Here is a 26673-nt window from a genome sequence, read left to right on the forward strand (position 1 = left end):
GTGGTCCGGCGCCGCCTCGTGCCGTCGCACGTCGTCACGTGTCGTCGCTGAGCACCCGGCCGCCGAGGATCTGCTCGACGACCGCGATCCCCACGAGCCCGGCGTCCTCGGCGTCCTCGTCGTCGCGGCTGGGGGTGTCGTCCTCCGGCGCGACGGCGACCGCCGCCGGTGCGGGGGGAGCAGACGCCGCCGGCGTCGGTGACGGCGCGGACGAGGGTGCGGCCGGTTCCGCGCGGCGGGGGCGGGACAGCTGCTCCTCGCCCGGGTCCTCTATCGGTTCCTCCGGCGGGGGGACGTCGGCGTAGTAGTCGTTGCCCGCGGGGGCCGGCGCCGGAGGCGTGGACCGCTGCGACGGGGGCGCGGGGGGCTGCTGACCGCCGGCCGGCCCTCGGGAGGGCTGCGCGCCGGTCGGGGCGGGGGCGGCCGGGGCCGGGGCGGCGGGGGCGGGCGGACGTGCCGGGGCCGACCACCCACCCCGGGACGGGCGCTGGCCCCCGCCGCGGGCACCCCCACCGCCCCCGGCTGCCTCGCCGCCGACGGCGACGACCTTGGCCTCGATGCCCGTGACCTGGAACAGCGCCTCGGCGACGAACCCGGCGTCGTTGCCGCGCGCGAAGCGGGCCGCGAGCTGCGGCGAGCGGAACTGCAGGCTGAGGACGCCCCCGCGGAAGTCCGCGACTGTCGCGTTCTCGGCCACGAGGGACCACGTGAGCCGCTTGACGGTGAACAGGGCACCGAGCACCTCGGTCCACAGGCGGCGGACCGTCTCCGCGTCGCCCCCGGCCGCGGGTGCGGACGGCGGTGGGGCGTCGACGGGGACGGGCGTCGGGGCGGGGGAGCCGGGCAGCCCGCCCGTCGTGGGGGCCGGTGGCTCGGCGGTCGGACGTGCCTCCGGGGCGGGGGAGCCAGGGGTGCGGGCGGCCGGCCAGCCGCCCCCGGTGGTCGCCGGTTCGGGCGTCGGCGTCGGCGCGGGGTCGGTGGGGGTAGGCGTCGGGGCGGGCGCGGGCGCGGGTGCCGGGGTGGCGGCGGGCGCAGGTGCGGGGGCGGCGGAGCTCACGGCGGCCGGCACGCCGCCGGCGGCGGAGATGCGGCGCTCCAACCGGTCCAGCCGCGTCCCGAGGCCGCCGTCGGTGTCGGCACCCGGCAGCAGCAGGCGCGCGCAGAGCAGTTCGAGCTGCAGCCGCGGCGACGTCGCGCCCGTCATCTGCTCCAGCCCGGCGGCCACGACGTCGGCGGCGCGGGACAGCTCGTTGCGCCCCAGGTGGGCGGCCTGCGCCTGCAGCCGTTCGAGGGCGTCCTCGGGGACGGCCAGGGCGTCCCCGGCCGCGTCACCCACGGCGGCGACGATGACGAGGTCCCGCAGGCGCTGCAGCAGGTCGTCGGCGAACCGGCGCGGTTCCTGGCCGGTGTCGACGACCCGTTCGACGGCCCGGAAGACCGTCGCGGCGTCCCCGGCCGCGATCGCCTCGACGACGTCGTCGAGCAGGGACGCGTGCGTGTACCCCAGGAGGGCGACCGCGATGTCGTAGGTGACGCCGTCCTCGCCCGCCCCGGCGATGAGCTGGTCCAGGACCGACAGGGTGTCGCGGACGGACCCCCCGCCGGCGCGGACGACGAGGGGCAGCACGCCCTTGCCGATCTGCACGCCCTCCTTCTCGGCCAGCTCGCCGAGGTACGTCGTGAGCTGGGCCGGGGGCACGAGCCGGAACGGGTAGTGGTGGGTGCGGGAGCGGATGGTCGTCAGGACCTTGTCCGGCTCGGTCGTGGCGAAGACGAACTTCACGTGCGGCGGCGGCTCCTCGACCGTCTTGAGCAGCGCGTTGAAGCCCGCCGCCGTGACCATGTGGGCCTCGTCGAGGATGTAGACCTTGAAGCGGTCGCGCGCGGGGGCGAAGGACACGCGCTCGCGCAGGTCGCGGGCGTCGTCGACGCCGTTGTGGGAGGCCGCGTCGATCTCGACGACGTCGATGCTGCCCGGGCCGCCGTTGGCCAGGTCCAGGCAGGAGTCGCACGTCCCGCACGGCGTCGGGGTCGGGCCCTGCGCGCAGTTCAGGCAGCGGGCCAGGATGCGGGCGCTCGTCGTCTTGCCGCACCCGCGGGGCCCGGAGAAGAGGTAGGCGTGCGTCACGCGGCCCTTGGACAGCGCGTGCATGAGCGGGGTCGTGACGTGCTCCTGGCCGATGACCTCGGAGAAGGCCTCGGGCCGGTACCGGCGGTAGAGCGCTGTCGTCACGGGTCCGAGGCTAACCCGCCCCTCCGACACGCCCCGCCGTCGTCGTCCGGGGGTGTGGACAGGGCTGAGGACGGGGGCTGCGGGAACGAAGGGACCCCCCGCACACCCGCCAGAGCCCATCTACCCTTGCTGCCTTCCGGCCCTGGGGGGGTTTGACGGGGTGACGCCGCACGAGGGGTCTGCGACCACCGTACGACAGCTCCCGGCCCCGGGTCCAACCGCCCTCCCGCAGGGGTGCGGGACACGGGGGCCGTCACGAGCACCCGTCACGGCGCGCTACGCTGGAGCCACTGGAGGATTCGCCTAGTGGCCTATGGCGCACGCTTGGAAAGCGTGTTGGGTTAACGCCCTCAGGGGTTCAAATCCCCTATCCTCCGCCGCGCGAGGCCCGTCCCGGACACGTTCCGGGGCGGGCCTCGCTGGTTCTCCGGGCCCCTCGGCGCGGTGCCGCAGCGCTCCGCCACCTCACCCCTAGACTCCAGCACCGTGATCTTCCAGGCCGTCGGCGAAGGGCGCCCGTACCCCGACCACGGGTACGAGACCGTCGCGCAGTGGTCCGAGGTGCCGCCGCGGCAGGTGCGGCTGGACGAGCTCACGACCACGAAGCGGACGTTGGACCTCGACGCGCTCCTCGCGGAGGACTCCACCTTCTTCGGCGACCTGTTCGCCCACGTCGTCTCCTGGCGCGGCCGCCTCTACCTCGAGGACGGCCTGCACCGGGCCGTGCGGGCCGCGCTGCACCAGCGCCAGGTCCTGCACGCGCGGGTCCTCACCCTGCCGGACTGAGGGCCGGACTGAGCGCAGGGGCGGGGACACGGGGCACGAGGGGGAGCAGTGGCACGCGAACGTGACGACAGCAGCGGCGGCCGGGACGACGCGCGAGGGGACGACCGGGACGACCACGTGCTGCCCGACGTCGACGACGACCTCGACGTCGAGTCCTACGAGCGCCTGACGGGGCGACGGCGGGCCCGGCTGGTCCGCCAGCGCATCGTGTTCACCGTCGTGGTGGTGCTCGTGCTCGCCGTCGGCGGCGGCGCCTACCTCGTGTACAGCGACCGGTGGCAGCCCAGCCGCACCACGACCCCCTCGGCCGCACCCTCGACGAGCTGCGTCCCGGCGACCCCGCCGGCCCTGCTCACCCCCGGCCAGGTGACCGTGGGCGTCCTGAACGGCACGAGCCGCCGGGGTCTGGCCGCGTCGGTGGCGGGGGAGCTGCGCACGCGCGGGTTCGTCGTGGGCACGGTCGGCAACGCGGGCACCCCCACGGGACCGGCCACCGCGGTCGTCACCTACCCCGAGGCCGCCGTCCAGCAGGCCGTCACGGTCGCGGCGCGCTTCCCCGAGGTCCAGCTCGTCGCGGACCCGGCGGCGACGGCCGTCACCGTCAGCCTCGGCGACGGCTACCAGCAGATGCTCGGCGAGGGCGCCCTCGTGACGCCGCTGCCGCCGGGCTCGCCCACCTGCTGAGGGACCCCAGCGACGAGGAAGGGCCCCGGAACCGCAGTTCCGGGGCCCTTCTCGTGACGCGGTGACGGTGGGATTTGAACCCACGGAGGAGTTGCCCCCTCACACGCTTTCGAGGCGTGCTCCTTAGGCCGCTCGGACACATCACCCTGTTCACGTCGCGGACCGCTGGTGCAGGCACCGGCGTTCGCGTCGCGGGACCACCCTACACGGCGTGACGGGCCCTCCGTCACGCCCGCGTCACACCCGCGTCAGGCCCGTCGCTGCGCGAAGAAGTCGTCGAGCAGCGCCCGGCACTCGACCTCCCGGACACCGCCGGCGACCTCGACGACGTGGTTCAGCCGCGGGTCGCGCACGACGTCGCGGAGGGAACCCGCCGCCCCGAAGCGCGGGTCCCAAGCGCCGAAGACGAGCCGGTCCACGCGGGACAGGACGGTCGCCCCCGCGCACATGACGCACGGTTCGAGGGTGACCACGAGGGTGCAGCCGGACAGGCGCCACTCCCCGCGGGCCCGGGCCGCCGCGCGCAGGGCGAGGACCTCGGCGTGGGCGGTGGGGTCGGCGGTCGCCTCGCGTTCGTTGCGGCCGCGGCCGAGGACCTGCCCGGTGGCGTCCACGACGAGGGCGCCGACGGGCACGTCACCGCTGTCCAGGCACCGGCGCGCCTCGTCCAGGGCCTCGCCCACCCACGTCGACCACTGCGGGGGGACGGCGGGGCCGTTCAGCGCAGGGACTCCAGGACGTCCGCGAAGCCGAGCAGTTCACCGATCTCGACCGTCGCCTCCGCCGGGTCGGCGCTCGAGGTGGCCAGGCGCACGAGGACCTCCGCGGAGACCCCGAGGTCGCCGAGCAGTTCGGGGTCGCCGGCCCAGACGTCCTCGGCCACACCGGACTCCGAGCGAGCGGGTTCGGCGGTCCCCTCGTCGGCGTCGCCGTCCTCCTCGAGCCCGGTCTCGCCGTCCGCCTCGCCGTCCTCGTCCCGGGCGGCGTGCACCGGACGGCCCGTCGCGGCGGGCAGTTCGGCGAACAGCGGCGCGTACGCGCTCTCGGCCGCGGCGACCGCGTCGGAGACGAACACCTTCACGTCGATGTCGCCCTCGGTGCGCACGAGGGCGAACCACTCGTCCTCGCGTTCCAGGACGGCCAGCACGGGACGGTCGTCGTCGACGGCACCGCGCAGGGCGTCGCCGAGTTCGTCGGGGGAACCCGCCTCGAGGTCGATGTCGACCGACCGCCAGTCGCGGTCGTCGCCGGAACCCTCGGGGGCAAGGACTGCGGTGAAGTACGCCACGTCCCCATCGTGGCAGGAGCAGGCGGGCCGGGGCCACCGCTGCGGGTGGTGTCCGTGCTGGTGGGACGCCCGCGGCTCGTCGGGCGGGGCCGGAGCGGCGTACTTTGGGGCCTCATGCGCCTGTCCGTCATCGACCACCCCCTCGTCGCCCACAAACTGACCGCCCTGCGGGACCGCGGCACCGATTCCCCGACGTTCCGCCGCCTCGCCGACGAACTGGTGACGCTGCTGGCCTACGAGGCCACCCGGGACGTCGCGGTGGAACCGCACCCGATCACGACCCCGGTGGGTCCCACGACGGGGGTGCGCATCCGTTCCCCCAAACCCATCGTGGTGCCCATCCTGCGGGCGGGCCTGGGGATGCTGGACGGCATGGTGCGACTGCTGCCGACCGCCGAGGTCGGCTTCCTCGGGATGATCCGGGACGAGGAGACGCTGCAGGCGACGACCTACGCGAACCGGTTGCCCGACGACCTCACGGGCCGGCACTGCTTCGTGCTGGACCCGATGCTGGCGACGGGCGGAACCCTCGTGGCCTCCATCACGTACCTGCTGGAGCGGGGCGCGCAGGACGTGACGGCGCTGTGCCTGCTCGCCGCCCCGGAGGGGTTGGAGGTCGTGCGGACGGCGTTCGACGAGCACGCGCAGGTCACGGTCGTCACCGCCGCCGTGGACGAACGCCTCGACGAGAACGGGTACATCGTCCCCGGTCTCGGCGACGCGGGGGACCGCCTCTACGGCGTCGTCTGAGACGCTCCTCCCGCCCACCCGAGCCCCGTGCCGCAGGTCCTGCGGCGCGGGGCTTCGTGCTGCCGGGGCCTTTCCGGCAGGATGTCCCCCGATCAGCGCAGTCGTGTCCTCGATCGGTGAGCAGCAGGGCGTTCCCGGAGAACGCCGGAAGGGAGCCGGCCCGTGAAGTGGCGCCGAGTTCTGTGGTGGGTCCTGGTCGTCTTCGCGTTGTACGCGGTCTACCGCTCTCCGGAGCAGGCGGCGGACTTCGTCCGCGGTGTCGGGGAATGGCTGGGCCGGGCCGTCAACAGCATCATGAGCTTCTTCAACGGGTTGCTCAGCTGAAGCACGACCGGCACCGCGACGAGCCGGACCTCGACGAGGAGGGCCGGGAACTCGTCATGTACTCCGGCACCCGGCTGCGCAAGTCCCGGCGGGACGGCACGTGGCGCGTGGTGCACGGCGAGGACGGGCCGGACGGCCCGGGCGGCGGGGCGTCGCGCCTGCCGGAACTGGACGACGACGACCCCCTGCCGTCCGGTGAGCTCGACGGTGACGACGAGGACCTGGACGAGGACCGGGACGGCGCGGTGGGGGGCTCGCGGCGCGACGTCGGCCGGGCGGGCGACCCGTTGTGGGAGCGGCCGCCGAAGCGCGTCCGGCGCTACGTCCTGAGCACCGAGAAGCGGCTGGTCTGCCTGCGGCGCCACCTCGTCGTGCTGGCCGAACCCGTGCTCAGCTGCGTCGCCGGGCTCGGCGGGTGGTTGTGGCTCGTCGTCCGTGCGGGGGACGTCCCGTACCTGCCGAACGTGACGTTCCTCGGCTGGCTGGTGCTGCTCGGCCGGGCCGTCTGGAAGTGGCTGCAGTGGCGCGGGGACTGGTTCATCGCCACCGACAAGCGGCTGCTCCTGACGTACGGCGTCGTGAAGCGGCAGGTCGCGATGATGCCGCTGTCGAAGGTCACCGACATGAGTTACAACCGCTCGCTGCTCGGGCGCTTCCTCGGGTACGGCGAGCTGGTGATGGAATCGGCCGGCCAGGACCAGGCGCTGAGCGACGTGGACCGGTTGCCGATGCCCGACCAGGTCTACGTGCGCATCTGCGAGCAGCTGTTCGGTGAGGTGGGCGCCGTGGACCTGCCACGACGCCGGGGGACCCGGGTGGGACGCATCGCCCGCAAGGCGCTGCCACCGCGGTTCCGCTGACGGTTCCCCGGCGGCGGGAACCGGTGGACGTGCGAGAGGGGGCGGGATCCGAAGATCCCGCCCCCTCTGCGTGCCAGTCGAGCTCAGCTCACTGAGCGGCCTTGAACTGGTCGATGATGCTGGAGGAGATCGGGCCGCGCGGCGCGACGGCGATCCCGTTGGCGGCGGCCCACTCGCGCACGGCTCGGGCGTCCACGGCGCCGGAGGACGACGCGGGGGTCGACTTCTTCGCGGCGGCCTTCTTGGTGGTGGTGGTCGAGGCGGCGGTCGACTTCGCGGCCGTCGTCTTCGCGGCGGACTTGGCGGCGGACTTGGTCGTCGCCTTCTTGGCCGGGGCGGCCGCGGGCGCCGGGGTCTCGGCCACGGGGGCCGGGGTTTCCTCGACCGGGGCGGGGGCGGCCTTCTTGGCGGTCGCCTTCTTCGCGGCGGCCTTCTTGGCCGGAGCGGCCTTCTTCGCCGGAGCGGCGGCCGGGGCAGTGGCGGCGGGGGTGCCGGCCAGCGCGGCGGGGAGGTCCTCCCACGTCACGGTGGTGGCGGCCTTGGCCGTCGCCGGGTTCCACGAGACACCGTTCGCGTTCACCGTGAAGGTGCCGATCTTGCGACCGTTCCGCTTGACGGGGATCTCGAGGTCGACGGCACCGACGGGCAGTTCGGTGGCCACCTTCAGTGCGACGTCGTGACTTGCCATGCTGGGCTCCCGGGGGAAGTGGCTGGATTCAGGCGTCTGCAATGAAACCACAGTTCTCCGTGAGTTCGCGCATCGAACGACCCGTTTACCGGCGCAGTTCCCACCCCCGGGACATCCCATCTCCCGGGATCTGCGCGCGAGAGCTGCGGAGGAACTGTGCGGTTCCGGGAGCGGCCGAACTAGGCGCTGAACCCGGAGGTCCCGAGAACCGTTGTGGCCCGGTGGGCCGCGTTCGCCCGGTGTCCCCCGCACGGAGGTTCTCCGTCCCCAGTTCCCGCCGGGGTTCCCCGGGGCGTTCTCCGGGGTTCTCCGCGGCCTGGTGGAGGAACGTGCGGAAGGGTTCCTGAGGGGCGCCGGCCGGCAGCGGGGGAATGCGCGGGGATCCATTCCTGGAGCCGGCTGGCGAGGTGGGTGCGCCCTGTGAGCGGGGCCACAGGTATTTCGGGTTCGGGTGCTGCGCGGTGCCGAGGTCGCTCGTGCGCACCCGGGGCTGTCACGTGGACGGGGCGGACGGGCCGGACCGGGCGGGAGGGGTGCGGGCGGGGAGGGGCGGTGACACGCCCGGAACGGCGAGAGGCCCCCGGGGTGTCCCGAGGGCCTCTCGTCCTGCTGTGTGCGCCCGAAGGGATTCGAACCCCTAACCTTCTGATCCGTAGTCAGATGCTCTATCCGTTGAGCTACGGGCGCGTCCGGCGCGCCGTGACGCGCTGACTGGACCTACTGTAGCGGGCTTCCGCCGCGCTCACCAATCGGTTGCCGCGCAACGCGTCTGGCGCCCGGCCGGCGTGTGTGGTGCGCCGCCGGGGACGAGCGAGGGCCCCGGTCGCGTGGTGCGACCGGGGCCCTCGACCCTGGCGGAGGCGGCGGGATTTGAACCCGCGAGAGGGTGTTAGCCCTCAACCCGCTTAGCAGGCGGGCGCACTAGGCCACTATGCGACGCCTCCAACGCACAGCAGGCTAGCAGCCCGTGACGTGCGAGCATCACGGGCAATGACCGACAACGGACCTGACCCCGAGTCCTCGCCCGCGGGCGCGCAGCCGCCCTCGTCGTCCGGACCCCCCTCCGGCCCCGCCGGCGGTGCGCCGGGCGCGACGGGGTCACCGGGGCAGGGGTCGCCGCACCTCGGGCGGCGGGCCGTCGTGGTCGCCGGGTCCGCCGTCCTCGTCGCGGGGGCCGGCGTCGGCGCGTGGTGGCTGGTCTCGGGGCGCGAGGACCCGGCGGACGGCCTCCGGGCGGCGGCCGACGCCCTCGCGACGGCGTGGTCGGGCGGGACGCTCGGGTCGGTCCGGTTCCAGGCGGCTCCCGGTGCGCAGCTGCCCGCGGACGTCGGCGCCGAGTACGCCCGGCTGACCACCGAGCTCGCGCAGCCCGCGCCGGCCGTGTCCGTCACCTCGACCACGGTCGACGAGCAGGATCCCCGCACGGCGAGCGCCGCCCTGGAGGTCGTGTTCGACCTGGCCGCCTCGCACGGCGCCCCGCCGGGTGCGCGGTTCGCCTACGCCACGACCGTCCGCTTCGCCCGCTCCGAGGACACGTGGCGGCCCCTGTGGGAACCCGCCCTCGTGCACCCGGCGCTGGCCGGGGGTTCGGTGTTCCGGGTCGACCGGACGGCCCCCGCCCGCGCGGACGTCCTGGGGCGTGACGGGTCGGCCGTCGTGACGGCGACCCCCGTGGTCCGGGTGGGGGTCCAGCCCTCCCGCACCCAGGACCCCGTGGCCACGGCGAACGCCCTCGGGGCGGCCCTCGGGGTCGACCCGGCCGCCCTCGCCGCCCGGATCCAGAAGGCGTCGCCCGACGCGTTCGTGGACGTCATCACGTTGCGACGCAGTGACTACGACGCCCAGCGCGCCGTCCTGCAACCCGTCCCCGGGGCTGTCTTCGCCGAGTCAACGCAACCGCTGGCGCCCACCCGGGGTTTCGCCCGGGCCCTGCTCGGCAGCGTCGGGCAGGCCACGGCGGAGGTCGTCGAGGCGTCCGGCGGCCGGTACGAGGCGGGGGACCTCGCGGGGTTGTCGGGGTTGCAGCGGACCTACGACGAACGCCTCGCCGGCCGCGTCGGCATCGCGGTCCAGGCCACCGGCGGGGCGGACGCGAGTTCCTCGGAACTGTTCCGCGTGGACCCCGCCCCCGGCCAGGCCGTCACCACGACGCTGGACGCCGCCGTGCAGCGCGCCGCCGACGACGCGCTCGCCGCGGGGGCCGCGGAATCCGCCCTCGTGGCGGTGGACGTCGCCACCGGCGCCGTCGTCGCCGTCGCCAACCACCCCGTCGACGGGGGGGACCGCGCGCTCACGGGCCGGTTCCCCCCGGGGTCCACGTTCAAGGTGGTCACCACCCTGGCCCTGTTGCGGCACGGGCTCGACGTCGCCGAGAACGTGCCCTGCATCCCGACCTACACGGTCGACGGCCGGTCGTTCTCGAATTTCGAGGACGAGGCCTTCGGCGACGTCCCCTTCCGCACCGACTTCGCGCGCTCGTGCAACACCGCGTTCGCGAGCCTGAGCCCGCGGCTGGGCGACGACGACCTGCCCGCCGCGGCGGCCGCTCTGGGCGTCGGGGCGGAGTGGGCCACCGGTGTGGACGCGTTCGCCGGTTCGGTGCCAGCGGCGCAGTCGCCCGTGGACCTCGCCGCGGCGAGCTTCGGGCAGGGCCGCACGCTCACCTCCCCGCTGGCGATGGCGGTGGCCGCGGCGTCGGTGGCCGCAGGTGAACTGCGCCGGCCCCAGGTGGTCGTCGACCCCGCGCCCGCCGAACCCTCGGCGCCCCCCGGCGCCGCCGAACCGGAGCTGCTGGGGACCATCGCCGGTCTCATGCGCGACGTCGTGACGAGCGGGACCGCGACGGCGCTCGCGGGCGTGCCCGGCGGGGAGGTCCACGCCAAGACGGGGACGGCGGAGTACGGCACCGCGGTGCCGCCCGCCACCCACGCGTGGACGATCGGGTACCAGGGTGGTCTGGCGTTCGCCGCCTTCGTCACCGACGGGGCCTCGGGCGGGACCGTCGCGGCGCCGTTGGCCGCCGACTTCCTCACCCGGTTGTCCGCGGCGGGCGGGTACTCGGGCGGTTCCTGATCCCTTCCTGTGAAGGTCCGGTGCGGGAACTGCGACCGGGCTGCGGCGGAAGGGCTCAGCCTCACCACGAAATCTCCGTCAGTCGGCGTGGAGGAATTGCCAACGGCCCCCGCCAGGGGTGAGGATGCTTCAGTACGCCCTGTGGGCTACATGCGGGCCCGGCTCATCCCCCCCGAGCCGGACCGTGGACGGCCCCCGCTCCCCCCCAGCGGGGGCCGTCTCTCATTCCCCCTCCTCCTTCCGGTCGCCCACGCGCCGGGTCCTCGACGTGTCCTCGTCCGTCGTTCCCGTCCGTCGTTCCCGTCCGTCGTTCTCGTCCGTCGTCCCCGTCCGTCGTCCCCGTCCGTCCACGGGGCCGCCCGTGGTGGCGCGACCGTGTCGTCCCGGTCTCCACAGGTGCTGCGCGTCCACAGGCGCGGATCGACGGCGGGGAGCCGCCCCACCTCGCGACCAGGGTTGTCCTCCCACCGACGCGAGGAGCCCGGAGTGCCCGCCCATGAAGACGTCCGAGACCCCGTCCGCAGAGCCGTGCCGCACCCCGCCCGGCACCCGGACCGACCGCGCTCCCGGACGCACGGCGCCCGCGGACACCGGGGGGCGTCCGCGCCGTCCCCCGGCGCGGCCCTGCTCCTGACCGACGACGAGGACCTCGCCGCCGCCCGCGTGCGCCTGGCCGCGGCGGCGGGAGCGGACCTGCACCGGGACGGGGGGCGCGAGGCGACCCTCGTCCTGGCCGGGGTCGACGCCGACCCCGAGCGGCTCGCCGCGGTGCGTCGGCCGGGGATCCCGCTGGTCGTCGTGGGCCGTGCTCCGCTGGACCCGCCGTGGTGGCAGGTCGCCGCCGGTCTGGAGGCCGACCACGCCGTCGTGCTCCCCGAGGCCCAGGACTGGCTGCTCGAGCGGCTGTCCGACGTGGCCGACGGCCGGGGTCGCCGCGGTCCCGTGCTCGGCGTCGTCGGCGGGACCGGCGGAGCGGGCGCGAGCGTGCTGGCCGCGGGGTTGGGCCGCGCCCTCGCGGAGGCCCTCGGAGGCTGCCTGCTCCTGGACGCCGACCCGCGTTCCGGAGGGCTGGACCTGCTCGTCGGCGGCGACGCGCTGCCCGGGCTGCGCTGGGGCGACCTCGCCGGCGTCCAGGGGCGGCTCGGCCCGCACGTCCTGCGTTCGGCCGTCCACCTCGGGGCCGGGCTGCACGTCCTCCCCGCCGACCGGCGTGGTGGCGGCGGACCGGACGCCGACGCCGTCTGGACGGTGCTCGACGCGGCCCGGCGCGCCTTCGCCGCCACCGTGGTCGACCTGCCCCGCGGAGGTCTGGCGGACCTGGGGCCCGTCCTCGGCGCGTGCGACGAACTCCTCGTCGTGACCCCCGGCACGACCCGCGGAGCCGCGGCGGCGTGCGCCGTCCTCGACGAGCTGAGGCAGGCCGGGACGACCGGGGCGCGCCTCGTCGTCCGGGACGTGGGCGCCGGCCTGGACGCCGAGGACGTCGCCGACGCCGCGGGGGCGCCGCTGGCCGGGACAGTCCGCCCCGACCGGGACCTCGATGCCGCGCTGGAACGGGGCGAGGGCGTCCCGGGAGGCCGGCGCAGCAGCCTGCGGGTGCTCGCCACCGCCCTGGCGCGCGACTGGGCCGCCGCCGGGCTCGACGGGGTCCGGCGGTGAGGAGGCCCGGCGGGGAGTTCGACGGGATCGTCGAGGCCGTCCGGGAGCGGCTGGCCCGCGACGGGACAGCCCCCGAACCGTCGGCCGTCGCGGCCGCGGCCCGGGCCGAGGGCGTCGTCCTGGGGGCCGCCGACCTGCTGCGGCTGCTCGACGGCGTCGGCGCCGAACTCGTCGGGGCCGGCCGGTTGCAGCCGCTGCTGCAGGTGCCCGGCGTGACCGACGTGCTCGTCAACGGCGGCGGAGCGGTGTGGGTGGACGACGGTGCCGGGCTGCGTCGCGCCGACGTGGGCCTGGCCGGGGAGGAGGAGGTGCGGGCCCTGGCCGTGCGGCTGGCCGCCGGGGCCGGCCGACGGCTGGACGACGCGAGCCCGTTCGTGGACGCCCGGCTGCCCGACGGGACGCGCCTGCACGCCGTCCTGCCGCCGCTCGCCCCCGACGGCACCCACCTGAGCCTGCGGGTGCCCGCGCTGCGGCGCCTCGGCTTCGAGGAGCTGGAGCGGTCCGGCGCCGTGCCACCGGGCTGGGGTCCGGTGCTGCGCGCGGTCGTGGCGCAGCGGCGGTCCCTGCTCGTCAGCGGGGGGACGGGCAGCGGCAAGACGACGCTGCTGCAGGCGCTGCTGGGGCTCGTGCCGGCGGGGGAGCGGATCGTCCTGGTCGAGGACGCGGGCGAGCTGCGCCCGGACCACCCGCACGTCGTCCGCCTCGAGGCGCGCCACGGCAACGTCGAGGGCCGCGGCGCCGTGGGCCTGGACGTCCTCGTCCGGCAGGCGCTGCGGATGCGGCCCGACCGCCTCGTGGTGGGCGAGTGCCGCGGCGCCGAGGTGCGTGACCTGCTGGCCGCCCTCAACACCGGCCACGCCGGCGGCGCGGGCACGCTGCACGCCAACGCCGCGGCGGACGTGCCCGTGCGGTTGCACGCCCTCGCGGCGACCGCGGGGGTCGCGCCCGCCGTCGTGGACGCCCAGCTGCTCGCCGGGGTGGACGTGGTCGTGCACGTCGACCGGAACGGCGCCGGCGGTCGCGGGGTGGCCGAGGTCGGCGTCGTCGGGGAGGACCGGGGACGGGCCGTCGTGGTGCCGGCCCTGGTCCGCGGGCAGGGCCGGGCACGGGGCTTCGACAGGCTCCGGGCGCTCCTGGGCGAGGCGGCCTGCGCCGGGACCGAGCCGTCGTGAGCGGGCCCGTGGGCGGCGTGGCGACCGCGTCGCCGCTCCTCGTCGCGGGGCTCCTCCTCGCCGCGGGTCTGCTCGGGCCGGGCCGTCGCGGAGCCTGGCCCCGCTCACCCCGGCGCCGGCGCCGTCGTGGCAGGAGCCGGACCGCCGGTCCCCGGGCCGGTCCCTCCGTCCCGGAGCTGCAGGCGGCCGCCCGCGCCGAACAGGTGGCGGCCCTGCTGCGGGCGGGGGTCGCCCCCGCGACGGCCTGGGCGCTGCTCGACGCGGCCCCGGCCGGGTCCGTCCCGTCCCCCGTCGTCGCGCCCGGCGCCAGTTCCGGCGTCGCGCCCGGCGAGCGGGTCGTCCACGTCGTGAGGCGGCTGGTCGCGACGACCGGGGCGCCGGCGGCCGAGGCGCTCGACGCGTGCGCGGCGGGTCTGCGGGCGGACGCGGCGGCCCGGGCCGCCGTGCGGACCGCCCTGGCCGGCGCCCGGCTGAGCGCCCGCACGGTCTCCGCCCTGCCGCTGCTCGGGGTGGTGCTCGGCGCGCTGCTGGGAGCCCGCCCCTGGGAGGTGCTCGCGGCGTCGGCCGCGGGTCGCGCGAGCGCCGTGGCCGGGCTCGTCCTGCTCGTGGCCGGTCACCGCTGGAGCGCCCGGCTGGTCCGTCGCGCCGCGGCGGCCGGCCGGTGAGGCCCTCGTGAGCCCCGGTCCCGGTGTGGCGGCCGCCGTCGTGGCGACGCTGCTCGCCGCGGCGGTCCTCGTCCCCGGCCGGACGGCGCACAGCGGCCCGCACCGCGGGCACCGGGGCTTCCTCACCGACCTCCGTGGCCTGTCCCGGCGCCGGCGTCAGCGCGCCGCGGACCGGGTGCCGGCCGTCGAGGCCCCGCTCGTCGCGGACCTGCTCGCCGCGGCCGTCACCGCCGGGATGCCGCCCGGGCGGGCCCTGACCGCCGTCCTCGACGCGCTCGCCGAGGAGGGTTTCGCCGCCGAACCGGCCCTGCAGCAGGCCGCCGTGAGGTTGTCGTGGGGGTCGGGTCCGGACGGCCCGGCCGCGGCCTTCGCGCAGGACGGCGGCCGGTGGGACGAACTGGCCGATCCGCTGCTGCTGTCGGCGCGGACCGGGGCGCCCGTCGCCGACCTGCTGCGGTCGGCGGCCGCCGCGGGACGGGACCGCCGGCGCTGGGAGGCCGAGGCCGCCGCGGCCCGGTTGTCGGCCTCGCTCGTCCTGCCGCTGGGGTTGTGCACCCTGCCCGCGTTCCTGCTGCTCGGGGTCGTGCCCGTCGTCCTCAGCCTGGCCGGGGACGTGCTGTCGTGACGTCCCGGGATCCACAGGGGGCGGTTCCGGTGGGGTTCTCCACAGGCCGGCCGGACGCGGTTCCGGCGGCGGGCCCCGGCGGTGAGAGTGGTTGCGCACCGGGGTTTCCCGGTGTTCTGCGGAGGAGGAGGAACGGTGGCGGAACGGGAACTGGGGCACGACGGGGAGGATGGGCGCGCGGCGGTCGGGACGGGGAACCCCGAGGAGGCGGAACCCCGCGACGCGGGGATGGCGACGGCGGAGTACGCCATGGCGACGCTCGCCGCCTGCGGTTTCGCGGGCCTGCTCATCGCGGTGCTCCGCAGCGACGAGGTGCGGGGGATGCTCCTGGGCGTCGTCCGGCAGGCGCTGACGCTGGGGTGAACGCCGGATCGGGGCGGCGCCGGGACGCGGGGTCGGTGACGGCGGAGTTCGCGCTCCTGCTGCCCGCCGTCGTCGTGCTCCTGGCCCTCGCGCTCGGGGCCGTGCGGGTCGTGGTGACGCAGGTCCAGTGCGTCGACGCGGCCCGCGCCGCCGCCCGGGTCGCGGCGCGGGGGGAGTCCCTCGACGTCGTCCAGCGGGTCGCGCGGGCGGCGGGTCCGGCCGGGGCGGTCGTCCGTGTCGACGTCGGGTCCGGGGCCGGCTCTCCGGTGGCGGGGGCCGGCACGGTCCGCATCGAGGTGAGCGTCCAGCAGCGGCTGGCCGGACCCGTCGGCGGGGCGGTCCTGGCCCGTGGGTCGGCGACGGCGGCCGTGGAGGCGCCGTGAGCGGACGTCGCCGCGGGGCCGGAGGCGACACCGGCAGCGGATCGGTCGTCGCCGTCGGGGTGTGCGCGGCGCTGCTGTCGCTGCTCCTGGTGGTGCTCTCGCTGGCCACCGCCGTCGTCGCCCGGCACCGGGCGGAGTCGGCGGCCGACCTCGCGGCGCTCGCGGGCGCGGACGTCGTCGTGGGCCGCGCCACGGGCGACGCCTGCACCCGCGCGGCGGCGGTCGCCCGTGCGCAGGGGGCGGCGCTGGCGTGCGGTGTCGACGCCGACGGCGTGGTCACCGTGACGGCCGCGGTGACCCCGGCCGGGCTCGCGGGCCTGCTGGGACCGGCCCGGGCCACGGCCCGCGCGGGTCAGGCGGGTGCTCAGGCCACGTCGGGGGAGGCGGTGCCGGCCGGGGTGGCGGTCCAGTGAGCCTGCACGGCACCGAGGAGCACGTCGAGGACGGCGAGCGCCCCGGCCTTGTCGAGGGGTTCGTTGCCGTTGCCGCACTTGGGGGACTGCACGCACGCCGGGCAGCCGTCCTCGCACGCGCAGGCGCGGACGGCGTCCCGCGTCGCGGTCGTCCACTCCAGGAACCGCTCGTGGCCGCGGTCGGCGAACCCGGCCCCGCCGGGGACGGCGTCGTGGACGAAGACGGTCGGCAGTTCGGTGTCGGGGTGCAGGGCGGTGGACAGGCCGCCGAGGTCCCAGCGGTCGCACGTCGCGAGCAGGGGCAGCAGGCCGATCGAGGCGTGCTCGGCGGCGTGCAGGGCCCCGGGCAGGCGCAGGACGTCGCCCCGGACGCCCTCGGCGACGTCGACGTCGAGGGTCCACCAGACGGCGCGGGTGCGCAGCCGGCGTTCGGGCAGGTCCAGCGGCTGCTCGGACAGGACCGTCCCGGTGCCGGTCCGGCGGCGCAGGAACCCGGTGACGCGGCTGGTCACCTCCACGATGCCGGAGGAGACGGTGACGGGACCGGCGGTGCGGGTGCCGTCGACGCCGAGGATCCGCACGTCGGAGTCCGACCGCGCGTGGGTCGTGTAGCCGGGGTCGGGTTCGAGGTGGACGACGGCGAGGGAGTCGGCGAGGTCGAGCCGGTCGACGAGGTAGGTGCGGCCCTGGTGCACGTGGACGGCGCCCTCGTGGACGGCGGAGTCGGCCGAGGACGCCTCGACCGTGCCGAGGATGCGGCCGGTGATGTCCTCGACGATCCGGACGCTGCCGCCGGCGCCGCGGAGGTCGGTGAGGTCGACGGCGCGGTCCCGGCGCGTCCAGTACCACCCGTTCGCCCTGCGCCGCAGCATCTCCCGCTGCACCAGGAGGTCGACGACGTCGGCGGCGACCGGCCCGAACAGCTCGAGGTCGGCCTCGGTGAGCGGCAGTTCCTGGGCCGCGGCGGCCAGGTGCGGGGCGAGGACGTAGACGTTGTCGGGGTCGAGGACGGTCGCCTCGACGCCCTTGCCGAACAGGGCCTCGGGGTGGTGGGCGAGGTAGGTGTCCAGCGGGTCGTCGCGCGAGACGAAGACGCCGAGCGCCGGCGTCCCGCGGCGTCCCGCGCGCCCGATCTGCTGCCAGAAGGAGGCGCGCGTCCCCGGCCAGCCGGCGACGAGCACGGCGTCCAGGCCGGCGACGTCGACGCCGAGCTCCAGGGCGTTGGTCGTGGCCATGCCGACGACCCGACCGGAGCGCAGCCCCTCCTCCAGCACGCGCCGGTCCTCGGGCAGGTACCCGCCGCGGTAGGCCAGGACGCGGCCGGCGAGGTCCTCGTCGACGTCGGCCAGGCGCCGGCGGGCCCCGGCCGCGACGGACTCCGCGCCCGTGCGGCTGCGGACGAAGGCGAGCGTCCGCACCCCCTCGAGGACGAGGTCACCGAGCAGGTCGGAGGCCTCGGCCGTGGCGGTGCGCCGTTCCGTCCGCGCGCCCGGCGCGGCGGTCGGTTCGGCAGCGCCGGGACGCAGCGGGGGTTCCCACAGCGCGACGGAGACGGCGGGGCGGGCGGAGGCGTCCTCGGTGACGGCGTGCACGTCGAGGCCCGTGAGCCGGCGCGCGGTCGTCGCCGGGTCGGCGACCGTCGCCGAGGCCAGCACGAAGACCGGGTCGGAGCCGTAGCGCGCGGCCAGTCGCCGCAGCCGGCGCAGGACGGCCGCCGCGTGCGAGCCGAAGACGCCGCGGTAGGTGTGCAGCTCGTCGACGACGACGTACCGCAGGCGGCGCAGGAAGCTGGCCCAGTGCTCGTGGCCGGGCAGGACCGAGCGGTGGAGCATGTCGACGTTGGTGAGGACGAGGGCGGCGTGCTCGCGGATCCAGCGCCGGACCTCCGGCGGGGTGTCACCGTCGTACGTGCTGGTCAGGGGCCGGTCCAGGCCCAGGGCGCGCAGCCGGGCGTCCTGGTCGGCGGCCAGCGCCTTCGTCGGCGACAGGTACAGCGCGGTGGCGCCCTTGCCGTTGGGGGAGGTGAGCGCCGTCTCGCGCAGGGCCGTGAGGACCGGCAGCTGGTAGGCCAGCGACTTGCCCGACGCCGTGCCCGCCGACAGGACGGTGGAACGGCCCGCGCGGACCGCCTCGGCGGCCTGCACCTGGTGCCGCCACGGGCTGCCCCCGGTGCCCCGTTCGAGGGCGGCGACGACCTCGGGATCGGCCCACTCCGGCCAGGGGAGGCGGACGCCGGGCCGGGCCGGGAGCCGTTCGACGTGGCGGACGCGGTCGGAGCGCAGGCCGGCGTCGAGCAGTCGCTGCCAGCGGGGGTCGCCGCCGGCCGGACCCGCTCCCCGCACCCCGCCGCTCACGTGTCCAGTGTCCCCCCGCGGCTGCCCCGCACGGGACCCCTCGGCGCCGCGGGTCCGGACCGGGCACACGTTGGGCAGGCCCCTCACGCAGCGTGGTGGTTGAATGCCCAGGGAGGGCACAGCGGTGCTCTCGCAGTCCACTGCACACACCTGCGCGCACGAGCGGGCAGCAGACCAGCAGCGAGGAGGGGTCCCTGTGGACCTGTCGGTGACCAGCCGCGAGGAGAGCGGCCGGACCGTCGTCGAGGTGTCCGGCGAGATCGACGTGTACACCGCGCCCACCCTGCGCGAGCGTCTCAACGAACTCGTGGGTGCCGGCCACCACCACCTCGTCGTGGACATGGAGGGTGTCGAGTTCCTCGACTCCACCGGTCTCGGCGTCCTGGTCGGCGGCCTCAAGCGCGTGCGTTCCCACGACGGGTCGCTGCACCTCGTGTGCCAGCGCGAGAAGATCCTCAAGGTCTTCCGCATCACCGGTCTGACGAAGGTGTTTCCCATCCACGACACGGTGGCCGACGCGATCGCCGCCTCCGCGTCCTCGGACGAGGCCAACGCCACCTCCTGAGCCCCGCCCCGGGACCTCGCGGTCCCACCCGATCGACCAGGAAGACCGGAACCGTGCCCACCGTGACCCTGCGCTTCTCCCCGATGGCCGAGCACGTGCGCACCGCGCGCCTCGTGGCCGTCTCGGTGGCGCGCCGGGCCGGTTTCGGGGAGGACCAGCTCGACGAGATCCGCATCGCCATCGGTGAGGCGTGCGCGCGGGCGGTCGCCGGCGGGGTCCTCGCGGCCCCGGCCGGCCCGCCGGTCTCCCTCGTGGACATGCGGTTGTGCGACGACGACGACCGCCTCGACGTCACCGTGAGCCAGTGCGGCCCGGACGGTGGACCCGTCCCCGACGGGCCCGGTCCGCTCGCCACCGCCGACCCGCTCTCCCTGGCCCTGATGGCCGGGATGGCCGACTCCAGCGCCGAGACGAGTTCCGCCGGCGGGGTCACCCTGTCCTGGAACCTGCAGCCGGCGAGCGCGGACACCCGCTCCTTCTGACGTCCCCAGCCCCCGTCGGGGTTCGGTGCAGCGTCCTGCGCAGTTCCACTGCGTAGCCACTCCGGGCACCGCTGTCCTACGCTGCGTGCAGAGGTCAGCACACGTCGAGGAGGACGGATGCCCGTGCCCGAGGAACTGTCGAGTTCAGCCCAGGGGATCGCGGTCGCCGTCGCGGTCGTCTCGCTGCTGGCGCTGGTCGCCGCGTTCGTGTTCCGACGACAGGTCCTCGCCGCGGGCGAGGGCACCGAACGGATGCAGTCCATCGCCGGGGCCGTGCAGAGCGGGGCCGCCGCCTACCTGCGCCGCCAGTTCCGCACCCTCGCGTGGTTCGCCGTCGCGGTCGTCATCCTGCTGCTCGCGCTGCCGGCCGACGGCTGGGACCTGCGGGCCGCGCGCAGCGTCGCGTTCCTCGTCGGCGCCGGGTTCTCCGCCGCCATCGGGTACCTGGGCATGTCGCTGGCGGTGCGGGCGAACGTCCGCGTCGCCGCGGCCGCGCGGCAACCCGCCGGGGGGCGCGAGGAGGGCATGCGGATCGCGTTCCGCACCGGTGGTGTCGTCGGCATGACGACCGTCGGCCTGGGGTTGCTCGGCGCGTCGATCGCGGTCGTCGCGTTCGGGCGCGAGGCCCCGACCGTGCTGGAGGGTTTCGGTTTCGGAGCCGCCCTGCTGGCCATGTTCATGCGCGTCGGCGGCGGCATCTTCACCAAGGCCGCGGACGTCGGGGCCGACCTCGTCGGGAAGATCGAGCAGGGCATCCCGGAGGACGACCCGCGCAACCCCGCGACCATCGCCGACAACGTGGGGGACAACGTCGGCGACTGCGCGGGCATGGCGGCGGACCTGTTCGAGTCCTACGCGGTGACGATCGTCGCCGCGGTCATCCTCGGCAGCGCCGCCATCGGTGAGGACGGGCTCGTCCTGCCGCTGCTCATCCCGGCGATCGGCGCCATCACCGCCGCCCTCGGCGTCGTCCTCGTCCGCGCTCGCGCCGGCGTCAGCGGGCTGACGTCGATCCAGAACGGGTTCTTCCTCTCGGCCGTCATCGCCCTCGTCGGCTCGGGGGTCGCGTGCTTCGCGTTCCTGCCCTCCACGTTCGCGGGGTTCAGCGGCGCCGCGGGAACGGTCGCCTCCCTGAACGGCGACCCCCGGCTCATCGCCTTCGCGGCGGTGTTCCTCGGGATCCTGCTCGCGGTCCTCATCCTCTTCATCACGGGCCACTACACGGGGACGGAGGCGCGGCCCACGCGCGACGTCGCCGGGGCGTCGGTCACGGGGCCGGCGACGGTCGTCCTGTCCGGGATCGGCCTGGGTCTGGAGTCGGCGGTCTACACGACCATCGTCATCGCGGGCGCGGTGTTCCTCGCGTTCGTGCTCGCGGGCGGGGTGTTGGCCCTGGCCATGTTCCTCATCGCCCTCGCGGGCTGCGGGCTGCTGACGACGGTCGGCGTCATCGTCGCCATGGACACGTTCGGCCCGGTGAGCGACAACGCGCAGGGGATCGCCGAGATGAGCGGCGACGTCGACGGGGAGGGCGCCGCCGTCCTCACCGAACTCGACGCCGTCGGGAACACCACGAAGGCCGTGACGAAGGGCATCGCGATCGCGACCGCCGTCCTGGCCGCGACCGCCCTGTTCGGGTCCTACCAGAACGCGGTCACCGAGCGGATCCAGCAGGTGGCCGTCGGGATCGAACGGCCCTCGGCCTACGTGCTGGCCACGCTCGGCGACTTCCAGATCTCCACGCCCACGACCCTCGTCGGCGTCCTGCTCGGGGCAGCCGTGGTGTTCCTGTTCTCCGGTCTGGCGGTCAACGCGGTGGGCCGGTCGGCCGGCGCCGTCGTCCTGGAGGTGCGCCGGCAGTTCGCCGACCACCCGGGGATCATGGACGGGACCGAGAAGCCCGACCACGGCCGCGTCGTCGACCTCTGCACGCGCGACGCGCTGCGGGAACTCGCGACCCCGGGCCTGCTCGCCGCCTTCGCGCCCATCGCCGTCGGGTTCGGATTGGGTGTCGCGCCGCTGGCCGGGTTCCTCGGCGGGGCGATCGGGGCCGGCGTCCTCATGGCCGTGTTCCTCGCGAACGCGGGCGGGGCGTGGGACAACGCCAAGAAGCTCGTCGAGGACGGGTTGTACGGCGGGAAGGGGTCGGAGGCGCACGCCGCGACGGTCATCGGCGACACTGTCGGGGACCCGTTCAAGGACACCGCGGGCCCGGCGATCAACCCGCTCATCAAGGTGATGAACCTCGTCGCGCTGCTCGTCGCCCCGGCCGTCGTGACGCTGTCGATCGGGCCGGACTCCAACCAGTGGCTGCGGTACGGGATCGCCGCGGTCGCCACCGTCGTCATCGTCGCGGCGGTCGTCGTCAGCAAGAACCGCCGGGTCGACATGGCGGCCCCCACCTCCGGACCCTCGGGGGTCGACCTGCGCACGGAGGAGGGGGTCGAGCGGCTGCCCTGAGGTGGGGCAGACTCGGCGCACGTGACGTCCGACGTGCCTCCCACCGAGAACACCGCTGAGAACACCGCCGAGAACACCGCCGAGAACCCCGCCGGCCCGCTGGAACTCCTCGCCGGGTTGCGCGCGGACCTGCGGGCGGCGCACTACACCGTGGACGGGGTCGGTGCCCTCGTCGGCGACGTCGCCTCGGCGGCCCTGGACCGCGAACAGCCGTTGCCCGCCCTGCGGGCGACGGCTGGTTCGCGTGAACCGGCGGCCGTCCTGCTGCGGTGCGCCACCCTCGGCCGGAGCGTGACGCGCGCCGAGCTCGACGCCGCCCTGCCCCGCACCCGGACCGCGGGGGCCGTCGCCCTCGGGCTCGTGGCCGCCGCCGGGGAGGGACCCGACGACGAGGTCCGCCCGCTCGTCGACCTCCGCCCCTACTCCGTGGCCGACGCCCTCGACGGCGACGCGAGCTGGTGGCTCGTGTCCGACCTCGGCGAGCTCGCGACCGGTGAGGCGCTGTCGGCCGACCACGTCCTCGGCGTCGGCGGTGCGTCCCTGACGCTGGCCTCGGCGACCGTGCGCACCCCCGTCGGCCGGGTCCTCGACGTCGGCACCGGCTGCGGGATCCAGGCCCTGCACGCCTCCCGGCACGCGCGGCGGGTCACGGCCACCGACACCTCCGAACGGGCCCTGGACCTCGCCGCCGTCAACGCCGCGCTCAACGAGGTCACCCTCGACCTGCGCCACGGCTCGCTCTTCGAGCCCGTCCGCGACGGCGAGCTGTTCGACCTCGTCGTGTCGAACCCGCCGTTCGTCATCACCCCGCGCACCTCGGGCGTGCCCACGTACGAGTACCGCGACGGCGGGATGGCGGGCGACTCCCTCGTCGCCCGTCTCGTCGGTGAGGTCGGCGCGGTGCTGGCTCCGGGCGGCGTCGCGCAGCTGCTCGGGAACTGGGAGCTGCACGACGGGCAGAGCTGGTCCCAGCGCCTGGAGGGCTGGCTGGAGGGCACCGGCCTGGACGCGTGGGTCGTCCAGCGCGAGGTCGCCGACCCGGCGCTGTACGCCGAGACGTGGATCCGCGACGGCGGGCAGAAGGCCGGGCCCCGCTTCGACGAGCTGTACGCCGCCTGGCTGGACGACTTCGACGCGCGCGGTGTGACCGGTGTCGGCTTCGGCGTCGTCACGCTGCGCCGCCCCGAGCGGCCGGGTGCGCCGCTGCGCCGGTTCGAGGAGAACCTCGCCGCGCTCAGCGACCCCCTCGGCGAGGTGTTCGCCCGCGGCCTGGCCACGCACGACCGCCTGGCGGCGGTGGAGGACCTGGGTGACCTGACCGTCACCGTCGCCCCCGACGTCACCGACGAGCGCTTCCACACCCCCGGCGACCCGGACCCGCGGATCGTCCTGCTGCGCCAGGGCGGCGGCCTGCGCCGCTTCGCGCAGGTGGACGGCGACCTCGCCGGCCTCGTCGGCGCGTGCGACGGGGAGCTGACGGTCGGGCAGATCACCGCGGGCCTCGCCGTGCTCGGCGACGAGGCCGTCGGCGACGTGCGGACGCGGCTGTACCCCCGCGTCCGGTCGCTCGTGGAGGACGGCTTCCTCCTCCTGCCCTGACCCTGCGTCACCACCGGCCGGCCGGGGGGACGGATCGTTGGCCCCTCGCTGTCGTCCACCGGTGGCGAGGGGCCAACGACCGGACCCCCGGCGCCGCGCGGTGGTGACGGTGGGTGAGGGGGATCGGGCCCGGCGGACCCGCCGGTTGCGTGCCGCGGGGCCCGCCGTGGCACATTGGCAGCGCACGACCAGAGCAGCCCCGGGTGTGCGCAGGTGCACGCCGTGTCGCCGTGACGTGCGAGAGTGCACAGCGGGAACGGGCCGGCGGGGGGACCGCAGCGGACGTTCCGCGGGGCGGACAGCGAGTCGAAGGTGAGAGGCAGGACCAGTGGCGGGCAAGTCCCAGGCAACGAAGTCGTCCGGTGACGGACTGCGCCGGCTGGTGATCGTCGAGTCGCCCAGCAAGATCGACAAGATCTCGACGTACCTCGGCCCGGGCTACCAGGTCGAGGCGAGCTACGGCCACATCCGCGACCTGCCCCAGCCCTCCCAGCTGCCCGACGACGTCAAGAAGGGCCCCTTCGGCAAGTTCGCGGTGGACGTCGAGCACGGCTTCGAGCCGTACTACGTCGTCGACGGCGACAAGAAGAAGAAGGTCTCCGAGCTCAAGCGCGCCCTCAAGGACGTCGACGAGCTCATCCTCGCCACCGACCGCGACCGCGAGGGCGAGGCCATCGCCTGGCACCTCGTGCAGGCGCTCGAACCGCGCGTGCCGTACCGCCGGATGGTCTTCGGCGAGATCACCCGCGAGGCCATCCAGCAGGCCGCCCGCGAGCTGCGCGACATCGACAACCGGATGGTCGACGCGCAGGAGACGCGGCGCATCCTCGACCGCTTGTACGGGTACGAGCTGTCCCCGGTGCTGTGGCGCAAGGTCCGCGCGGGCCTGTCCGCCGGCCGCGTGCAGTCGGTGGCGACCCGGCTGTGCGTCGAGCGCGAACGCGAGCGGATGGCGTTCGTCGCCGCGGGCTACGCGGACATCACGGGCACCTTCCAACCCGAGGGCGACTCGGCGTTCAGCGCCAAGCTGTCGAGCGTCGAGGGCAAGCGCGTGGCCAGCGGCCGCGACTTCGCCGACGACGGCACCCTGAAGTCCACGAACGTCGCGCACCTCGACGTGGCCGCGGCCGAGGCGATCGTCGCCGGGCTCGCCCAGTCGCAGTTCGCCGTCCGCGGGGTCGAGGAGAAGCCGTACACCCGGCGCCCGGCCGCGCCGTTCATCACCTCCACGCTGCAGCAGGAGGCCTCGCGCAAGCTGCGCCTCAACGCACGGCAGACCATGCGCACGGCGCAGGGCCTCTACGAGCGCGGCTACATCACGTACATGCGTACGGACTCCATCCAGCTGTCCTCGCAGGCGCTCGCGGCGGCCCGGGCCCAGGCCCGGGAGCTGTACGGCCCGGAGTACGTGCCGGACTCCCCGCGCAACTACACGTCGAAGACGAAGAACGCGCAGGAGGGCCACGAGGCCATCCGCCCGGCGGGGGAGACGTTCCGGACGCCGGCGCAGGTGTCCGGTGAGCTGCGTGGGGACGACTACCGCCTCTACGACCTCATCTGGAAGCGGACCGTCGCCTCCCAGATGCACGACGCCCGCGGGACGACCGCCACCGTCCGCCTCGGCGCGACCACGGCCGACGGCCGCGCGGTCGAGTTCTCCGCCTCCGGCACGATCATCACGTTCCGCGGGTTCCTCGCCGCCTACGAGGAGGGCCGCGACGCCACCCGCGACGACGAGGGTTCGGGCGACGAGGACCGCCGCCTGCCGCAGGTCACCGCCGGCGACCCGCTGACGGCCCGCGACCTCGCCGCCGACGGGCACGAGACCACCCCGCCGGCCCGGTACACCGAGGCCAGCCTCATCAAGACGCTGGAGGAGAAGGGGATCGGGCGCCCCTCGACGTTCCAGTCGATCATCTCGACCATCGTCGACCGCGGGTACGTCTGGTACAAGGGCTCGGCCCTCGTCCCGAGCTGGCTCGCGTTCGCCGTGACGCGGCTGCTCGAGGAGCACTTCCCCAAGCTCGTCGACTACGACTTCACCGCCGAGATGGAGAACGACCTCGACGCGATCTCCCGCGGCGAGGCCGAGCGCGTGGACTGGCTGACGCGCTTCTACTTCGGCGCCGACGGCCCGGCCAACGGCGCGGTCGTCGCCGACGCGCCGCGCCCCGACGGGTCGGGGGAGGGCGCCACCGCCGAGCTCGACGGCATCAAGGGCCTGGCCGACGACCTCGGCGCGATCGACGCCCGCGAGATCTCGACCGTCCCGATCGGCGAGGGCGTCGTCCTGCGCGTGGGCCGCTACGGCCCGTACCTCGAGGGCCCCGACCGCGAGACGGGTGAGCTGCTCAAGGCGTCGGTCCCGGAGGACGTCGCGCCCGACGAGATGACCGTCGAGAAGGCCTACGAGCTGCTGACCTCGCAGTCCGAGGGCGACAACGTCCTGGGGCAGGACCCCGAGACGGGACGCACGATCGTCGCCCGCGTCGGGCGTTACGGTCCGTACGTCACCGAGCTCATCGAGGACGAGGACGCGCCCAAGACCGCCGTGGAGGAGCGCGCCGAGCAGGCCGCGCCGAAGAAGCGGACGGCCAAGAAGGCCGCGAAGGTCAAGCCGCGCACCGGCTCGCTGTTCAAGGACATGTCGGTCGACACCGTCACGCTCGAGCAGGCCCTGCAGCTGCTGTCCCTGCCCCGCGTCGTCGGCGCCGACCCCGAGACCGGCGACGAGATCACCGCGCAGAACGGCCGCTACGGGCCGTACCTGAAGAAGGGCACGGACTCCCGCTCGCTGGAGTCCGAGGACCAGATCTTCTCCATCACGCTGCCCGAGGTGCTGGCGATCTACGCCCAGCCCAAGACGCGGCGCGGTCAGGTTGCCAAGCCGCCGCTGAAGGAGCTCGGGCCCGACCCCGAGTCCGGTCAGCCGATCGTCGTCAAGGACGGCCGCTTCGGCCCGTACGCGACCGACGGCACGACCAACGCCACGCTGCGCAAGGACGACGACCCCGAGACGATCACGCTGGAGCGCGCGGCCGAGCTGCTCGCCGACAAGCGCGCCAAGGGGCCGGTGAAGAAGACGGCCAAGAAGGCCGCCGCCAAGAAGACGACGGCCAAGACGACGGCCAAGAAGACGACCGCGAAGAAGACCGCGGCCAAGAAGACGGCCGCTCCCGCGCAGTCGTGACCTCCGTGCACAGGCCCGTCGCGCGTGCGGCGGGCCTGTCGGAGGCGCCCCTTACCCT

General features: G+C 75.4%; 23 protein-coding genes, 4 tRNA genes and 1 other RNA gene. 19 read left to right on the plus strand and 9 right to left on the minus strand.

Annotation, left to right across the window (positions count from 1 at the left end; translation table 11 throughout):
* Nucleotides 1–34: 34 nt before the first annotated feature.
* A complete protein-coding gene (locus AB1207_RS04400) occupies nucleotides 35–2233 on the minus strand; it encodes a DNA polymerase III subunit gamma and tau (RefSeq protein WP_367636584.1) in 2199 nt (732 codons plus the stop codon).
* An 86-nt stretch (nucleotides 2234–2319) separates the two neighbouring features.
* Nucleotides 2320–2416, minus strand: an RNA gene (ffs, locus tag AB1207_RS04405) — signal recognition particle sRNA small type.
* A gap of 109 nt (nucleotides 2417–2525) precedes the next feature.
* Between ffs and AB1207_RS04410 the strand changes: the two genes are divergently transcribed.
* The 3 genes from AB1207_RS04410 to AB1207_RS04420 all read left to right on the plus strand — a co-directional run bounded on the left by AB1207_RS04410 (nucleotide 2526) and on the right by AB1207_RS04420 (nucleotide 3703).
* A tRNA-Ser gene (locus tag AB1207_RS04410) sits at nucleotides 2526–2610 on the plus strand.
* A 109-nt stretch (nucleotides 2611–2719) separates the two neighbouring features.
* Complete coding sequence (locus AB1207_RS04415; RefSeq protein WP_367636585.1) at nucleotides 2720–3019, plus strand: type II toxin-antitoxin system VapB family antitoxin; 300 nt, start codon at nucleotides 2720–2722, stop codon at nucleotides 3017–3019.
* Nucleotides 3020–3067: 48 nt separating this feature from the next.
* Entirely contained in the window at nucleotides 3068–3703 is a 636-nt protein-coding gene (locus AB1207_RS04420; RefSeq protein WP_367636586.1) for a LytR C-terminal domain-containing protein, read from the plus strand.
* A 59-nt stretch (nucleotides 3704–3762) separates the two neighbouring features.
* On the opposite strand, the gene AB1207_RS04425 is transcribed toward AB1207_RS04420, so the two are convergent.
* The 3 genes from AB1207_RS04425 to AB1207_RS04435 form a co-directional block, all read right to left on the minus strand.
* Nucleotides 3763–3849 (minus strand) — tRNA-Ser (locus AB1207_RS04425).
* A gap of 102 nt (nucleotides 3850–3951) precedes the next feature.
* On the minus strand, nucleotides 3952–4386 hold the full coding sequence (gene tadA / locus AB1207_RS04430; RefSeq protein WP_367636587.1) for a tRNA adenosine(34) deaminase TadA: 435 nt from the start codon (nucleotides 4384–4386) through the stop codon (nucleotides 3952–3954).
* A 35-nt stretch (nucleotides 4387–4421) separates the two neighbouring features.
* The gene (locus tag AB1207_RS04435; protein ID WP_367636588.1) at nucleotides 4422–4991 is read right to left on the minus strand and encodes a tRNA adenosine deaminase-associated protein; all 570 of its coding nucleotides are present in this window, start codon (nucleotides 4989–4991) and stop codon (nucleotides 4422–4424) included.
* Between the two features lie 114 nt (nucleotides 4992–5105).
* On the opposite strand from AB1207_RS04435, the gene upp reads away from it, so the two are divergent.
* From upp to AB1207_RS04450, 3 genes are all read left to right on the plus strand, one after another.
* Nucleotides 5106–5741, plus strand: a complete 636-nt coding sequence (gene upp, locus AB1207_RS04440) for a uracil phosphoribosyltransferase (RefSeq protein ID WP_367636589.1) — start codon at nucleotides 5106–5108, stop codon at nucleotides 5739–5741.
* Nucleotides 5742–5903: 162 nt separating this feature from the next.
* Complete coding sequence (locus AB1207_RS04445; protein ID WP_367636590.1) at nucleotides 5904–6065, plus strand: hypothetical protein; 162 nt, start codon at nucleotides 5904–5906, stop codon at nucleotides 6063–6065.
* 56 nt (nucleotides 6066–6121) lie between these two features.
* The gene (locus AB1207_RS04450; protein ID WP_367636591.1) at nucleotides 6122–6925 is read left to right on the plus strand and encodes a PH domain-containing protein; all 804 of its coding nucleotides are present in this window, start codon (nucleotides 6122–6124) and stop codon (nucleotides 6923–6925) included.
* Between the two features lie 88 nt (nucleotides 6926–7013).
* Here AB1207_RS04450 and AB1207_RS04455 read toward each other — a convergent pair whose 3' ends face one another.
* The 3 genes from AB1207_RS04455 to AB1207_RS04465 form a co-directional block, all read right to left on the minus strand.
* Complete coding sequence (locus AB1207_RS04455; RefSeq protein ID WP_367636593.1) at nucleotides 7014–7613, minus strand: Lsr2 family DNA-binding protein; 600 nt, start codon at nucleotides 7611–7613, stop codon at nucleotides 7014–7016.
* A 614-nt stretch (nucleotides 7614–8227) separates the two neighbouring features.
* Nucleotides 8228–8300 (minus strand) — tRNA-Arg (locus tag AB1207_RS04460).
* A 165-nt stretch (nucleotides 8301–8465) separates the two neighbouring features.
* Nucleotides 8466–8557 (minus strand) — tRNA-Ser (locus AB1207_RS04465).
* 46 nt (nucleotides 8558–8603) lie between these two features.
* Between AB1207_RS04465 and AB1207_RS04470 the strand changes: the two genes are divergently transcribed.
* From AB1207_RS04470 to AB1207_RS04505, 8 genes are all read left to right on the plus strand, one after another.
* Nucleotides 8604–10685: a penicillin-binding transpeptidase domain-containing protein gene (locus AB1207_RS04470; protein WP_367636594.1), complete on the plus strand. Its 2082-nt coding sequence runs from the start codon at nucleotides 8604–8606 to the stop codon at nucleotides 10683–10685.
* 486 nt (nucleotides 10686–11171) lie between these two features.
* Nucleotides 11172–12344, plus strand: a complete 1173-nt coding sequence (ssd, locus tag AB1207_RS04475) for a septum site-determining protein Ssd (RefSeq protein WP_367636595.1) — start codon at nucleotides 11172–11174, stop codon at nucleotides 12342–12344.
* Nucleotides 12341–13516, plus strand: coding sequence for a TadA family conjugal transfer-associated ATPase (locus AB1207_RS04480; RefSeq protein ID WP_367636596.1), 1176 nt, complete (start codon nucleotides 12341–12343; stop codon nucleotides 13514–13516). Before ssd ends, AB1207_RS04480 begins: the two co-directional genes overlap by 4 nt.
* Nucleotides 13513–14181 (plus strand): hypothetical protein, encoded by a 669-nt coding sequence (locus AB1207_RS04485; RefSeq protein ID WP_367636597.1) that lies wholly within the window; start codon nucleotides 13513–13515, stop codon nucleotides 14179–14181. Before AB1207_RS04480 ends, AB1207_RS04485 begins: the two co-directional genes overlap by 4 nt.
* A gap of 7 nt (nucleotides 14182–14188) precedes the next feature.
* Nucleotides 14189–14806 carry a type II secretion system F family protein gene (locus AB1207_RS04490; protein WP_367636598.1) on the plus strand — a complete coding sequence of 206 codons (618 nt, stop codon included), beginning with the start codon at nucleotides 14189–14191 and terminating at the stop codon, nucleotides 14804–14806.
* A 135-nt stretch (nucleotides 14807–14941) separates the two neighbouring features.
* Complete coding sequence (locus AB1207_RS04495; RefSeq protein WP_367636599.1) at nucleotides 14942–15169, plus strand: DUF4244 domain-containing protein; 228 nt, start codon at nucleotides 14942–14944, stop codon at nucleotides 15167–15169.
* The gene (locus AB1207_RS04500) at nucleotides 15166–15552 is read left to right on the plus strand and encodes a TadE family type IV pilus minor pilin (RefSeq protein WP_367636600.1); all 387 of its coding nucleotides are present in this window, start codon (nucleotides 15166–15168) and stop codon (nucleotides 15550–15552) included. The genes AB1207_RS04495 and AB1207_RS04500 overlap by 4 nt, the downstream gene beginning before the upstream one ends.
* A complete protein-coding gene (locus AB1207_RS04505; protein ID WP_367636601.1) occupies nucleotides 15549–15965 on the plus strand; it encodes an Rv3654c family TadE-like protein in 417 nt (138 codons plus the stop codon). The genes AB1207_RS04500 and AB1207_RS04505 overlap by 4 nt, the downstream gene beginning before the upstream one ends.
* Here AB1207_RS04505 and AB1207_RS04510 read toward each other — a convergent pair.
* Nucleotides 15917–18319 carry a DEAD/DEAH box helicase gene (locus tag AB1207_RS04510; RefSeq protein ID WP_437178863.1) on the minus strand — a complete coding sequence of 801 codons (2403 nt, stop codon included), beginning with the start codon at nucleotides 18317–18319 and terminating at the stop codon, nucleotides 15917–15919. The genes AB1207_RS04505 and AB1207_RS04510 overlap by 49 nt on opposite strands.
* Before the next feature lie 196 nt (nucleotides 18320–18515).
* Between AB1207_RS04510 and AB1207_RS04515 the strand changes: the two genes are divergently transcribed.
* The 5 genes from AB1207_RS04515 to topA all read left to right on the plus strand — a co-directional run bounded on the left by AB1207_RS04515 (nucleotide 18516) and on the right by topA (nucleotide 26615).
* Nucleotides 18516–18884, plus strand: coding sequence for an STAS domain-containing protein (locus AB1207_RS04515; RefSeq protein WP_367636602.1), 369 nt, complete (start codon nucleotides 18516–18518; stop codon nucleotides 18882–18884).
* A gap of 53 nt (nucleotides 18885–18937) precedes the next feature.
* Nucleotides 18938–19366: an ATP-binding protein gene (locus AB1207_RS04520; protein WP_367636603.1), complete on the plus strand. Its 429-nt coding sequence runs from the start codon at nucleotides 18938–18940 to the stop codon at nucleotides 19364–19366.
* 117 nt (nucleotides 19367–19483) lie between these two features.
* Entirely contained in the window at nucleotides 19484–21826 is a 2343-nt protein-coding gene (locus tag AB1207_RS04525) for a sodium-translocating pyrophosphatase (protein ID WP_367636604.1), read from the plus strand.
* A 21-nt stretch (nucleotides 21827–21847) separates the two neighbouring features.
* Nucleotides 21848–23425: a DUF7059 domain-containing protein gene (locus AB1207_RS04530; RefSeq protein WP_437178864.1), complete on the plus strand. Its 1578-nt coding sequence runs from the start codon at nucleotides 21848–21850 to the stop codon at nucleotides 23423–23425.
* A gap of 328 nt (nucleotides 23426–23753) precedes the next feature.
* Nucleotides 23754–26615, plus strand: a complete 2862-nt coding sequence (gene topA / locus AB1207_RS04535) for a type I DNA topoisomerase (protein ID WP_367636605.1) — start codon at nucleotides 23754–23756, stop codon at nucleotides 26613–26615.
* Nucleotides 26616–26673 lie beyond the last annotated feature (58 nt).

The organism is Kineococcus endophyticus (assembly GCF_040796495.1).
GTDB classification, from domain to species: Bacteria; Actinomycetota; Actinomycetes; order Actinomycetales; family Kineococcaceae; genus Kineococcus; species Kineococcus endophyticus.

Coding starts and splice junctions, on each gene's coding strand:
- upp (WP_367636589.1), top strand. CDS start 5,106: ATGCGCCTGTCCGTCATCGACCACCCCCTCGTCGCCCACAAACTGACC.
- AB1207_RS04450 (WP_367636591.1), top strand. CDS start 6,122: ATGTACTCCGGCACCCGGCTGCGCAAGTCCCGGCGGGACGGCACGTGG.
- AB1207_RS04455 (WP_367636593.1), bottom strand. CDS start 7,613: ATGGCAAGTCACGACGTCGCACTGAAGGTGGCCACCGAACTGCCCGTC.
- AB1207_RS04470 (WP_367636594.1), top strand. CDS start 8,604: ATGACCGACAACGGACCTGACCCCGAGTCCTCGCCCGCGGGCGCGCAG.
- AB1207_RS04525 (WP_367636604.1), top strand. CDS start 19,484: ATGCCCGTGCCCGAGGAACTGTCGAGTTCAGCCCAGGGGATCGCGGTC.